This window comes from Halomonas sp. DP5Y7-2, assembly GCF_019802025.1.
In the GTDB taxonomy this organism is placed as follows: domain Bacteria; phylum Pseudomonadota; class Gammaproteobacteria; order Pseudomonadales; family Halomonadaceae; genus Halomonas; species Halomonas litopenaei_A.
Map to the genome: position 1 here is coordinate 329099 of NZ_JAHVHY010000004.1, position 12194 is coordinate 341292.

General features: G+C 62.0%; 10 protein-coding genes. 7 read left to right on the forward strand and 3 right to left on the reverse strand.

Annotated elements, in window-relative coordinates; translation table 11 throughout:
- Window positions 1-70 precede the first annotated feature (70 nt).
- Window positions 71-658 carry a glycerol-3-phosphate 1-O-acyltransferase PlsY gene (gene plsY / locus KUW18_RS08260; RefSeq protein WP_315900653.1) on the forward strand — a complete coding sequence of 196 codons (588 nt, stop codon included), beginning with the start codon at window positions 71-73 and terminating at the stop codon, window positions 656-658.
- Between the two features lie 137 nt (window positions 659-795).
- On the opposite strand, the gene tsaD is transcribed toward plsY, so the two are convergent.
- Window positions 796-1827 (reverse strand): tRNA (adenosine(37)-N6)-threonylcarbamoyltransferase complex transferase subunit TsaD, encoded by a 1032-nt coding sequence (gene tsaD / locus KUW18_RS08265; RefSeq protein WP_206941325.1) that lies wholly within the window; start codon window positions 1825-1827, stop codon window positions 796-798.
- Between the two features lie 459 nt (window positions 1828-2286).
- On the opposite strand from tsaD, the gene rpsU reads away from it, so the two are divergent.
- The 3 genes from rpsU (at window position 2287) to rpoD (ending at window position 6630) form a co-directional block, all read left to right on the forward strand.
- Window positions 2287-2502, forward strand: a complete 216-nt coding sequence (gene rpsU, locus KUW18_RS08270) for a 30S ribosomal protein S21 (protein WP_013333229.1) — start codon at window positions 2287-2289, stop codon at window positions 2500-2502.
- Between the two features lie 164 nt (window positions 2503-2666).
- The gene (gene dnaG / locus KUW18_RS08275) at window positions 2667-4484 is read left to right on the forward strand and encodes a DNA primase (RefSeq protein ID WP_206941324.1); all 1818 of its coding nucleotides are present in this window, start codon (window positions 2667-2669) and stop codon (window positions 4482-4484) included.
- Between the two features lie 304 nt (window positions 4485-4788).
- Window positions 4789-6630, forward strand: a complete 1842-nt coding sequence (rpoD, locus tag KUW18_RS08280; protein ID WP_222561155.1) for an RNA polymerase sigma factor RpoD — start codon at window positions 4789-4791, stop codon at window positions 6628-6630.
- 268 nt (window positions 6631-6898) lie between these two features.
- On the opposite strand, the gene KUW18_RS08285 is transcribed toward rpoD, so the two are convergent.
- Together KUW18_RS08285 and KUW18_RS08290 are read right to left on the reverse strand one after the other, a co-directional pair.
- Window positions 6899-7546, reverse strand: coding sequence for a hypothetical protein (locus tag KUW18_RS08285; RefSeq protein ID WP_206941322.1), 648 nt, complete (start codon window positions 7544-7546; stop codon window positions 6899-6901).
- A gap of 117 nt (window positions 7547-7663) precedes the next feature.
- Complete coding sequence (locus KUW18_RS08290; protein WP_206941321.1) at window positions 7664-8575, reverse strand: LysR substrate-binding domain-containing protein; 912 nt, start codon at window positions 8573-8575, stop codon at window positions 7664-7666.
- Window positions 8576-8792: 217 nt separating this feature from the next.
- Between KUW18_RS08290 and KUW18_RS08295 the strand changes: the two genes are divergently transcribed.
- From KUW18_RS08295 to KUW18_RS08305, 3 genes are all read left to right on the forward strand, one after another.
- Window positions 8793-10172 carry an L-serine ammonia-lyase gene (locus KUW18_RS08295; RefSeq protein ID WP_222162730.1) on the forward strand — a complete coding sequence of 460 codons (1380 nt, stop codon included), beginning with the start codon at window positions 8793-8795 and terminating at the stop codon, window positions 10170-10172.
- A 319-nt stretch (window positions 10173-10491) separates the two neighbouring features.
- Window positions 10492-11268, forward strand: coding sequence for an ABC transporter ATP-binding protein (locus KUW18_RS08300; RefSeq protein ID WP_222561156.1), 777 nt, complete (start codon window positions 10492-10494; stop codon window positions 11266-11268).
- Window positions 11265-12017 (forward strand): ABC transporter ATP-binding protein, encoded by a 753-nt coding sequence (locus KUW18_RS08305; protein WP_374107025.1) that lies wholly within the window; start codon window positions 11265-11267, stop codon window positions 12015-12017. The genes KUW18_RS08300 and KUW18_RS08305 overlap by 4 nt, the downstream gene beginning before the upstream one ends.
- Window positions 12018-12194 lie beyond the last annotated feature (177 nt).

Here is a 12194-nt window from a genome sequence, read left to right on the forward strand (position 1 = left end):
CTGCCAGCATGATCGCGCGCATGGGGCTACCATGTGCGCACCGAGGCGTCCTCATGGCGCAGGAGTCGTTGTGGGTCCGACCATAGAAGTATTACTGCCGCTGACGGCGCTGGGCTATCTCAGTGGAACCTGGTTGGGGGCGATCACCGTATGCCGGGTGGCGGGGCTTGCTGACCCGCGCTTGAGCGGGTCATGTAATCCGGGGTTTTCCAATGTGCTGCGGCTGCATGGGCCCGTGCTGGCGCTGGCAACCCTGACCATCGATGCGCTCAAGGGCTGGCCCGTGCTGCTGTTGGGCATGCACCAGGGGCTGACGCCTTGGGGGCTCGGACTGGTGGGCCTGGGGGTGCTGCTGGGGCACTGCTATCCCGCCTGGTATCGCTTTCGCGGCGGCAAGGCTGTTGCCAGTGCCTTTGGCGTGATGCTGCTGCTGACCCCCGGTGTCGCGCTGTCATGTGCCGTGATTTGGGGGCTGCTGGCCTGGCGGGTGCATACCGCGGCGGTCGCCTCACTGACCAGTGCCACCCTGGCACCGTTGCTGAGCCTGTGGCTGTCCCCCGAGTTTGCCTGGGTGGTGCTGGTGTTTGCCGCGCTGGTGCTGGCCCGGCATGCGCTCAATATAGATCGATTGCGCCGTGGCAAGGAGCCACGGCTGTGATTCGGCTATGATTCGGCTTTGACGCGGCTTTGACATGTTAGGGCGCCGAGGCAGCTAGCGCGCTGGCCTGGGCATGATCCGGCCTGACCTGTTCTAGCCTGACCTGACCTGGCTTGGACTGGCCAAGCCCGGCCCGATCAGGCAGGGGCGCTCAGCTGGTCCATCGGCCAGCGCGGCACGGCCTGCATCTGACCTACCACGTCCCGCTCGCCCGCCAGCAAGCGCTGCGCACCGGCATAGGCGATCATGGCGCCGTTATCGGTACAGAAACGGCCGCGGGGGTAGTACACCTTGGCTCCCTGCTTGGCGGTGGCGTCTTCAAGCCGAGCGCGCAGGCGGACATTGGCGCTGACGCCTCCAGCGACCACCAGACGCTTCAGTCCAGTCTGCTTGAGCGCACGGCGACATTTGATGGCCAGGGTGTCCGCCACGGCTTCCTCGAACGCACGCGCCACATCCGCACGGGCCTGTGCATCCAGCTGTCCCGCGCTTTCCAGCTGGCGGATGGTGGTGAGGGTGTGGGTCTTCAATCCCGAAAAGCTGAAGTCGAGTCCCGGCCTGTCGGTCATGGGACGCGGGAACTGGAAGCGCCCCGGATCACCGGTTTCCGCCAATGCGGCGACCCGGGGGCCGCCCGGATAGTCGAGGTCGAGCATCTTGGCTGCCTTGTCGAAGGCTTCACCCGCTGCATCATCCACGGACTCGCCCAGCAAGCGGTACTGGCCGATACCGGCGACCTCCACCAACTGCGTGTGGCCCCCGGAGACCAGCAGCGCCACAAAGGGGAAGGCCGGAGGCTCATCCTCGAGCATGGGGGCCAACAGGTGGCCTTCCATGTGATGGACACCAAGAACCGGGATATCGAGCGCTCGGGCCATGCCGTGCGCGGTGCTGGCACCCACCATCAGGGCGCCTACCAGCCCCGGGCCTGCCGTGTAGGCGATAGCATCCAGCTGTTCGCGCCCGATAGCGGCTTGCTCCAGAACCTGGTCGATCAATGGCAGCAGGCGTCGAGTATGGTCGCGGGAAGCCAGCTCCGGCACCACGCCGCCATAGTCGGCGTGCATGGCAACCTGGCTGTGCAGGGCGTCGGCCACCAGACCGCACTCGGTGTCGTAGAGCGCGACGCCGGTCTCGTCGCAGGAGGTTTCGATGCCTAGTACTCGCATGGGTCGACTCGGGAAGCAAAAGCGGGAAGGGGCGTGATTCTACGCCGTTTTGAGAGTGGCTGCGACAGTGGGCGCGCGAGGGAAAGTGTGGCGGCGGCCAGCGTGATGCCGTCTCACGGGCGCACCTGTGTCCTGCAACTCGCTGTTTTCGCCTGATCCCATGGGCAGAGTGGCGTCCGCATTGTGGTGCGTGCTGGTTGGCTGGTAGGCGCTATCTTTCCAAAAAGAATTTGCAAGGCTCGGCTTCGCTCACTAAAATACTGTCCGCTGCAAGACTGGGTCGTGCATCCAGGGCTCGCTGTCCCCCGTCACTGTTTCGTTTCCTTGCTGATTATGGCATTCGCGATAGCGTTGCCTTCCTGTATGAGTTAAGGCGGTCGAACGAAGTGTCGTGGGGTATTGGCCTTGAAGGTGTGCGTACAAACCGAACTCAAGTTACCTAAGGTAGGTGAGTGCTTAATGCCTTCTGTCAAAGTACGTGATAACGAGCCGTTTGACGTCGCTCTGCGTCGCTTCAAGCGTTCCTGTGAAAAAGCCGGCGTTCTGTCTGAAGTCCGTCGTCGTGAGCAGTACGAGAAGCCGACTGCCGAGCGCAAGCGCAAGGCCGCTGCCGCTGTAAAGCGTCACGCCAAGAAGCTCCAGCGCGAGCGCAAGCGTTTCGAACGGCTCTATTGATCCGTACTTGAGTCGAGCGTGGTTCGCCGCTCTCGATTCAGGAGGACGCCAAGCGGCCGCCATTGAGGTGGCCGCTTGTTTTTCTGACATCCTATGAGGGTGTCCCGTCCAGACCTCTGGACGATTCTTGTTCTTCTCAGGATACCGCTCCTGTCGAGGAGACTATGGCCGGCCAGATTCCCCAGCGCTTCATTGATGACCTCCTCGCGCGCGTGGACGTGGTCGAGGTGGTGGGTGAGCGCGTCAAGCTGAAAAAGGCCGGGCGCAACCACTCTGGTCTGTGTCCGTTTCATCAGGAAAAGAGCCCATCGTTCACGGTCAGCGCGGACAAGCAGTTCTATCACTGCTTTGGCTGTGGTGCCCACGGCAACGCGCTGCGCTTCTTGATGGAGTACGACAAGCTACGCTTCCCGGAAGCGGTCGAGCAGCTTGCTTCCAGGTTGGGGATGGAGGTGCCCAGAGAGGGGGCCGACGATCCCAGAGCCCAGGCGCGAGAAAAAAAGCGCAAGGAAGGCGTCAACCTGCTGGAAATGTCTGCCAGCTACTTTCGCGAGCGGCTCAAGATGCCGGAGGGCCAGGTTGCCCGAGAGTATCTGGAACAGCGCGGGGTGTCAGACGAGATCCGCGAGCTATTCGGCATTGGCTATGCGCCGGCCCAATGGGAGGCGCTGAAGCGGCACCTCGGCGGGCAGGGCGTCGACGAGTCGGTGCAGATCGAGTATGGCCTGCTGGTTCACCATGAAGATAGTGGTCGCAGCTACGACCGTTTTCGCGATCGAGTGGTGTTCCCGATCCGCGATATTCGCGGGCGGACCTTGGGGTTTGGCGGTCGGGTCATGGGGGATGCCAAGCCCAAGTACTTGAACTCTCCCGAGACCCCCGTGTTCCACAAGGGGCGCGAGCTGTATGGCTTGTACGAAGCCCGCCAGGCCAGCCCGAAACTGGAACGGTTGTTGATCGTCGAAGGCTATATGGATGTGGTCGCGCTGGCGCAGTACGGCATCCATAATGCGGTGGCCACCCTGGGCACGGCCACCACGGCAGATCATCTGCGGCGCCTGTTTCGCCTGGTCAGTGAGGTCGTGTTCTGCTTCGACGGTGACAAGGCCGGACGTCAGGCGGCGGCCAGGGCGCTGGAAACCGTGTTGCCTGAGATGATCGACGGGCGTCAGGCGCGCTTCCTGTTCCTGCCTGAGGGCGAGGATCCGGACAGTCTGGTGCGGCGTGAGGGTGCCAGTGCGTTCGAAGACCGCGTGGTGTGCGCCAGTCCGTTGTCGGAGTTTCTGTTCGAGCACGCCGCCCAGGGGCGTGACCTGGCGCAGCTGGAGTCGCGCGAACGCTACGCCAGCCAAGTGCTGTCGGCCATCGAGAAGATGCCCCAGGGAGTGCTCAAGTCGTTGATGCTGACTGAGCTGTCGCGACGTACCGGGGTCGAACAGTCGCGTTTTGAAGCGCTTCTGGCGCCCGTGGTTGCCGAAGAGCCCGAGCTGATGCCCTTCGACGACGCCATGGAGCCCGCTGTTGAAGAGGGCCAGTTGCCGCAGCGGCGCAGAAAGTCCTCCGCGGCCCTGGGCCTGATGGGCCGTACCCTGCAGCTGCTGGTGCACGAGCCGCGCCTGGTGGAGCGTCTCCCCGAATCGCTTGAGTGGTGTGACGGTCAGGGCGACGATGCGCGACTCTGTCGCGACGTGATCGAGCTGTTGCGTGCTGGGGGGTATTCCAGTGCTCAGGTGCTGTTGATGCACTTTCATGGCAGTGAGGACGGCGAGCGTCTGGCCGCACTGGCGCGCAAGGAGCTGTTGATCCCTGGGCCGGCAAGGGCGGCGGAGCTGGACGGTCTGGTGAGCTATTTTCAGCGGGCCTGCAAGACCCCGTCGCGACAGCAGGAGATTGATACGTTGCTGGCAAAGCAGCAATCAGGGGAGCGTCTCTCGAGTGAGGAGCGCTCGCGACTGATGAGTCTGCTGGCCGCACGTGATTGAAGACGTCGCAGCGAACGATCCCGCAGCGTCACTGGTCTACCTTCTGAGGTAAGCCTTCACGCTTTGCTGGCGACGAATAGGAGGTATAGAAGGTGTCAGGGTTGAATTCTCAACTACTATCACCATCTAAGGGACTAGGCGCTGATATTGGGCGCAACCAGATAAGCTAACACACCTGAGACATCGCGCAAACACTCCAGACTGGCAGAAGTGGCCCCAAAACCGCTATACTGTCCGGCTTACCGAGTTTTCTCCACCTTAGCGCTTCAGGTGCTTCATTCTTCTTCGTCGAGATAGGGTTTCTATGGCTGGAAATGCGCAGCAGCAGTCACGTCTGAAGGAGTTGATCGCGCGCGGCAAGGAGCAGGGCTTCCTGACCTATGCCGAGGTCAACGACCACCTTCCCGAAGATATCGCCGACCCCGACCAGGTGGAAGATATCATCGGCATGATCAATGACATGGGTATTAACGTCGTCGAGGAAGCTCCCGACGAAGATACCCTGATGATGTCGGATCACTCAACCGATGAGTCCGCTGCCGAAGAGGCGGTAGCGGCGCTGGCAGCGGTGGAAAGCGACGTCGGTCGGACCACCGACCCGGTGCGCATGTACATGCGCGAGATGGGGACGGTCGAGCTGCTGACCCGCGAAGGCGAGATCGAGATCGCCAAGCGCATCGAAGAAGGGACTCGCGAGGTGATGTCGGCGCTGGCCTACGTGCCGGGCGCGGTCGAGTCCATTCTTGACGCCTACGACGCCACTCAGGACGAAGAGGCTCCTGGACGCCTGTCAGACCTGTTTTCCGGCTTCATCGACCCTGATGAGGGAATCCCCGGCGTTGCCGAGGCGGAAGTCCCGGAAGTGGAGGAGCAGGAAAGCAGCTCCGACGAGGATGACGACGAGGACGAGGGCGAAGAGGACGACTCTGGCGGCGGTCCGGATCCCGAGGAGGCGCGTGCCCGTTTCGAGCAGATCCGCGAGCAGAGCGGCATTGCCAATGCCGCTATCGAACGCGGTGGGCGCCAGTCACCCGAGGCGAAGGAAGAGCTGGCGCGTCTGGCCGAGCTGTTCTCGCCGATCAAGCTGGTGCCGAAGCACTTTGAGCGTCTGGTGGGGCAGGTTCGCATCAGCGTCGAGCAGGTGCGGGCTCAGGAAAAGACCGTGATGCAGCTCCTGGTCAAGCAGGCCAAGGTGCCGCGCAAGGCCTTCATCAAGGCATTTCCCAGCAATGAGTCGCGCCTGGACTGGCTGGACGACTTCATGGCCGAGAACGCTCGCTATGCCGACCGCCTCGAGCCGCTGAAGGCCGACGTGCAGCGCGCTCAGCGCAAGATCGCCTTCGAGGAAGAGATGATCCAGCTGCCGGTGAGCGAGGTGAAGGAAGTCAACCGTCGCCTGTCCATCGGTGAAGCCAAGGCCCGCCGTGCCAAGAAGGAAATGGTCGAGGCCAACCTGCGCCTGGTCATCTCGATCGCCAAGAAGTACACCAACCGTGGCCTGCAGTTCCTGGACCTGATTCAGGAAGGCAACATCGGCCTGATGAAGGCGGTGGACAAGTTCGAGTACCGTCGCGGTTACAAGTTCTCGACCTATGCGACCTGGTGGATTCGTCAGGCGATCACGCGCTCGATTGCGGACCAGGCACGCACCATCCGCATCCCGGTGCACATGATCGAGACCATCAACAAGCTCAACCGCGTATCGCGTCAGATGCTGCAGGAAATGGGGCGTGAGCCGACCCCGGAAGAGCTGGGCGAACGTCTCGAGATGCCGGAGGACAAGGTCCGCAAGGTGCTCAAGATCGCCAAGGAGCCGATCTCCATGGAGACGCCCATCGGCGATGATGACGACTCGCATCTGGGCGACTTCATCGAGGACTCCACCATGGTGCTGCCGATCGACTCGGCCACCGGGGAAGGGCTCGTGGAAGCCACGCGCAACGTGCTGGGCGGCCTGACGGCTCGCGAAGCCAAGGTGCTGCGCATGCGCTTCGGGATCGACATGAACACTGACCACACCCTCGAGGAAGTGGGCAAGCAGTTTGATGTCACCCGTGAGCGGATCCGTCAGATCGAGGCCAAGGCACTGCGCAAGCTGCGCCACCCGACTCGTTCGGAGCCGCTGCGCTCCTTCCTCGACGAGTAAGCTCAGCGCACGCCTTGTCGGCCGAGGGCGTTGACGACGCCCTTGGTCAGACAGTCGTCATACAAGACGCCCGCGGCACATGCCGCGGGCGTTTTTTGTGGTGTGTCCCTTCGCCAATCTGCTGGGGGTGTCGCGTCAGGCGGATGTCGGCGCCTGCCCTCGCTCTTCATGTGGGTACCACCAACATGACAACGCCCGCGATGAGCGGGCGTTGTCATGACGTCTGGGGCTGTAGCGGCTGTACTGCAGGGTAGGGACTCGCGGCGGCTCAGGCCTGCTTGGCCTGGCGACGCCGAATCCACAGCACCAGCTCGATCATGGCGAACAGCAGCAGGGTATAGCCGAAGAGCTCGGTCACTTCCTCCGCGGCGTCCTTGAACACCCGGATATAGCGCTCCGCCAGCAGCGACTCCCACATCTCGCTGCGACCGTAGAGCCGCGAGAAGGCAAAGGTGCCGAGAAAGCCTGCGGCGAACAGGCCAAAGGAAAAACTCTCGACGTAGCCCTCGAATTCGCGCACGAAGGCGTGGCGCTCGCGCAGGACGATATACAGGATCGGCAGCAGCAGCAGCGTGACCAAGGTCTGCCAGGCGCCGTCGAACACATAGGCGTCGAGAAAGGCATCCTGCTCACGAATCAGGGCGGCGGCCAGCAGGCCAAACATCAGTAGCGTCACCCGCGGTAGCCCGCCCAGCACTTGCCGGGCATACACCAGCAGTAGACAGCTGATCGTCAGCCAAAGCGTCTGCATGCTTTCCGTAAAGCCCGTCTCGCTGAAACGAATCTCTTCCGGCAGGCCGGTTTCCCACAGCACGCCCTGCATCATGGCGCCGATGACCAGGAGGTAGAGCAGGGCTCTGGCGCAGGTCGCGCGGAAACTGATCGTGGGCGCGGCGGATGGGGGGGTATCTAGCATCCCTCTCAATCTCCAGGTAAGGCGTGTATCAGGCGGGGATTATACCTACAGCTTTGCATGTGTGTGTGAAATTCCCCGAGGTATTCTTGACTCGTTTGCGCTGTCGCTCGTTGCACGTTATCGCCGCGCTTCCTCCACCAGCCAGTCGTGCACGGCCTTGATCCGGCGATCATCGGTCGCCCCCGGTGCGTGGACAATGCCATAGTGCTTGCCGGTATCGACCCGTGACTTGAAGGGAGCGATCAAGGCACCACTCTTGAGCTCGCTGGTCATCAGGGTTTCCCTGGCGATCGCGACGCCCATGCCGGCGATAGCCGCCTCCATGGTGAGGTGATTTCGGTTGAAGGTATAGCCTCTTTCAAGATTGATCGACGGCGCACCGATGGCAGACAGGTAGTGGCGCCATTCACCGTACTCCTGGCTGCCGCGCCAGGCGGTGATGTCGTGCAGCAACGGATACCAGGACAGATCCTCTGGACGACGCAGGGCAGGACGCCCCTTGAGCAGGCTGGGTGAGCATACCGGAAAGATGCGCTCCTCCATCAAGGGGGTGATCGATAGCCCCGGATAGTGGCCGTCGTTGAGGTCCAGGGCCAGGTCGAAATCCCCGTCGCGCAGGGAAATGTTGCTGTCTTCCGAGCTGATGTGCAGCTCGATATCCGGAAATCGTGCCTGCAGTCGCGGCAGTCTCGGCATCAGCCACTTGTTCAGGAACGAGGGGATCGAGCGTAGTCGGATCACGCCGCTCATGACACCGCTGCGCAGCCGGCTGACTTCGAGCCCGACCGCCTGATAGGCGTCATCGACCACGGCAGCCAGGCGTTTGCCTTCCTCTGTCAGCTCCAGCCGGCGTGGCAACCTCCGGAACAGCTTGAATCCCAGCCTGTCCTCCAGTTGCTTGATCTGCTGGCTGACCGCCCCGGTGGTGACATGCAGCTCTTCTGCTGCGCGGGTAAACGAGAGGTGTCTTGCACTGACCGCAAAGCCCTTGAGCCAGGCATGGGTCTGGGCATTGAGAAGTCGGCTCATGGATGCGCTCTTGTGGGCTTATGATTTAGCTGAGCTATATTGAAGACAAGATATTCTGCCTTGTCCCAGGGCTTTTTGGCAGCCAGCATACCCATAATGGCATGCGACGACATCCTGTCGCTTTAGCGAGACTGATCGGAACGTCTGACAGCGCAGTGTTCTATCGTCGGCTACCAGCATCCCTTCAAGACGCGAATCTACTTTCAAGAGGCACCTCATGGCCATCAGCGTTTTCGACCTTTTCAAGATTGGCATCGGCCCATCGAGCTCGCATACCGTTGGCCCGATGAAGGCAGCCCATGATTTCGTCGAGGCGCTACGACGCGATGACGCTCTGGAGCGGGTCGCAGCGGTCGAGATTCACCTTTATGGGTCACTTTCTGCCACGGGCAAGGGGCATGCCACGGATCGTGCCTGTGTCATGGGGCTGATGGGGGAGCGCCCTGACCGCATTGATCCCGCGGTGATCGGGCCATGCATCGAGGAGCTACTGGAGAGCCAGACCCTGATGCTGGGAGGGCAGGTCGCCGTGCCCTTCTTGTGGGCTCGTGATCTTGTCTGGCATGAGGAGAGTCTTCCCTATCACCCCAACGCCATGACCCTGGTCGCCAAGGGGCACGCAGGTGACATCCGGCGCGAGACCTACTATTCGGTCGGCGGGGGTTTTGTGGTGGACGAGGCCCAGGCACAAGATGGCGCGCTGGACGCCGATAACACGGCGCTGCCCTATGACTTCAACAGCGGCGCTGAGTTGATGGCGTTGTGCCGTCTGCATGGTCTGAGCATTAGTGAGCTGATGCTGGAGAACGAAAAGGCCTGGCGCAGCGAGGCCGAGGTGCGCGCGGGCCTGTGGGACATCTGGCAGGCGATGCAGGCCTGCGTGAACCAGGGCATCCAGGCAGAGGGCGTGCTGCCTGGCGGGCTGAACGTCAAGCGCCGCGCCGCCTCGCTGTATCGTCGCCTGGAAGCCATGTCTGACGATGTGGGTCTGATCGCCTCGACCTTTTCCGCGATGGACTGGGTCAATGTGTATGCGTTGGCCGTCAACGAGGAAAATGCCGCCGGCGGGCGCATGGTGACGGCGCCTACCAATGGCGCTGCTGGCATCATCCCTGCCGTGTTGCACTACTACATGAAGTTTCAGCCTGGCGCATCGGAGAAGGACGTCGTCAATTTTCTGCTGACGGCGGGTGCCGTTGGCATCCTGTGCAAGAAGAATGCCTCCATTTCCGGGGCCGAAGTGGGCTGCCAGGGGGAGGTGGGGTCTGCCTGCGCGATGGCGGCTGCCGGTCTGGCCGAGGTGATGGGGGCCAACGTTCCTCAGGTCGAGAACGCCGCTGAAATTGGCCTTGAGCATAACCTGGGGCTGACCTGTGACCCCGTAGGCGGGCTGGTTCAGGTGCCGTGTATCGAACGCAATGCGATTGCGGCGGTGAAGGCCATCAATGCCGCCTTGATGGCATGCCGTGGGGATGGCGAACATTTCGTGTCTCTGGACAAGGCGATTCGCACGATGCGTGATACCGGCGCCGACATGCAGGAGAAGTACAAGGAAACCTCCAAGGGAGGATTGGCCGTCAACGTCATCGAGTGCTGACGTCCACCTGACCATTCGTATGCCAGCAGCGGCCCGGGGATCGGCTCCCCGGGCCGCGCTTTTTTGCCCTAGTGTCAGCGACGTACCGAAGTGTTGTGTCCTGCCGCAGAGGACCTGAGCGGAAACCTTGTGGGCTTTAAGTAAGCAACCTATTGAAATTCGGTGGGATACATCTTTGGTCGAGTTCAACGCATGGCGAATTGCGTCGGACGCACGTCTCTTCTAGCTTACGTAAACGTAAAGTTAAGCGTCTCCAGTACTGAGTCGAACAACCACAACAACCTCAAGACAGGGGCTACGGTCCCGGCGAGGACGCCACATGAGCCAGCTGTACGTGCTAGAGACCCGTGGCCTGACCAAGTCGTTTCGAGGCTTTACCGCCGTGGACGGCGTGGATCTGAAGATCACGGAGGGGCATATTCATGCTCTGATCGGCCCCAATGGAGCGGGCAAGACCACGGTCTTTAACCTGTTGACGAAATTTCTGCCGCCTACCAGGGGCGATATCCTCTACCGCGGCAAGCCCATCACCCGCATGCGTGCCAATGAAATCGCGCGCTTGGGGCTGGTGCGTTCCTTTCAGATTTCTGCCGTGTTTGGCCATATGACGGCGCTGGAAAACGTACGAGTCGCCTTGCAGCGTAAGCTCGGTACCTCTTTTCATTTCTGGAAGTCGGAGCGTTCGCTGGAGCCGCTGAATCAGCGCGCCATGGAGCTGCTGGAGGAGGTCGGTCTGGCGGACGTCGCAGATGTGTTGACGGTGGAACTGCCCTACGGCCGCAAGCGAGCGCTGGAGGTCGCCACCACCCTGGCCCTTGAGCCCACTGTCATGCTGCTGGATGAGCCCACCCAAGGCATGGGGGCGGAGGACGTGGATCGCATCGTCGCGCTGATTCGCCGGGTCTCGGCGGGCAGAACGGTGCTGATGGTGGAGCACAACCTGAGCGTTGTCAGCCGGTTATGCGACCGCATCACGGTATTGGCCAGGGGCGCTGTGCTGGCCGAGGGTGACTATGCCAGCGTCTCGGCGGACCCAGCAGTGCGCGAGGCCTACATGGGCAGCGAAGCCAGCGTTGCCGAGGAGGCCACCACATGACCTCTGTGATGAACGCTACCCGCTCCCCCCATGGGATCAGCACCAGCAGCGATGAAGCGATCTGCCTGGCGGGCGTCAACGCCTTCTACGGTGAATCACATATCCTGCACGGCGTCGACCTGCGGGTGAAGCGGGGTGAACTGGTGACGCTGCTGGGGCGCAATGGCGCAGGCCGCAGCACCACGCTGAAGACGATCATGAACATGGTCGGCTCGCGCAGCGGTTCCATTGTCATCAATGGCCAGGAAACGCTGGGCATGAAGCCCCACCACATACCGCGCCTTGGCGTGGGGTACTGCCCCGAAGAGCGGGGTATCTTTGCCAGCCTGGACGTCGAGGAGAACCTGCTGCTTCCGCCTACGGTACGCTCCGGTGGCATGAGCCTTGACGATATCTACGGGATGTTTCCGAATCTCTACGAGCGCCGGCGCAGTCAGGGGACCCGCCTGTCCGGTGGCGAGCAGCAGATGCTGGCCATGGCGCGCATCCTGCGCACCGGTGCCGACATTCTGTTGCTCGATGAAATTACCGAGGGGCTGGCTCCTGTCATCAATCAGGCGCTTGCCGAGGTGCTGGTGACGTTGAAATCCCGCGGGATGACCATCGTGCTGGTGGAGCAGAACTTCCGCTTCGCGGCCCCTCTAGCCGATCGCCACTTCGTCATGGAGCACGGCCGCATCATCGATACCATCGAAGCCGCCGATCTCGACGCCCGGCGCGACGACCTCAATGCACTGCTGGGGGTCTAGCGTGCTATTCGCCAGGCGCGTCACCCATCCCTTCGCGAAGCCGTTCCCACTGCCCGTGCACACAGCGCGGACGGCGCTGTGTGGACGGCCAGTACCGACGTCTCAGCACCTGCTCTACAACACGTTCAACAACATACTCAACAGCGACATATTCAACAACAACAAGGGCCATGGGCC

Bases quoted from the DNA above. Each gene is read 5' to 3' on its own strand.
- KUW18_RS08295 (WP_222162730.1), top strand. From the start codon at position 8,793: ATGGCCATCAGCGTTTTCGACCTTTTCAAGATTGGCATCGGCCCATCG.
- rpsU (WP_013333229.1), top strand. From the start codon at position 2,287: ATGCCTTCTGTCAAAGTACGTGATAACGAGCCGTTTGACGTCGCTCTG.
- KUW18_RS08305 (WP_374107025.1), top strand. From the start codon at position 11,265: ATGACCTCTGTGATGAACGCTACCCGCTCCCCCCATGGGATCAGCACC.
- KUW18_RS08290 (WP_206941321.1), bottom strand. From the start codon at position 8,575: ATGAGCCGACTTCTCAATGCCCAGACCCATGCCTGGCTCAAGGGCTTT.
- KUW18_RS08300 (WP_222561156.1), top strand. From the start codon at position 10,492: ATGAGCCAGCTGTACGTGCTAGAGACCCGTGGCCTGACCAAGTCGTTT.
- dnaG (WP_206941324.1), top strand. From the start codon at position 2,667: ATGGCCGGCCAGATTCCCCAGCGCTTCATTGATGACCTCCTCGCGCGC.
- KUW18_RS08285 (WP_206941322.1), bottom strand. From the start codon at position 7,546: ATGCTAGATACCCCCCCATCCGCCGCGCCCACGATCAGTTTCCGCGCG.
- rpoD (WP_222561155.1), top strand. From the start codon at position 4,789: ATGGCTGGAAATGCGCAGCAGCAGTCACGTCTGAAGGAGTTGATCGCG.
- tsaD (WP_206941325.1), bottom strand. From the start codon at position 1,827: ATGCGAGTACTAGGCATCGAAACCTCCTGCGACGAGACCGGCGTCGCG.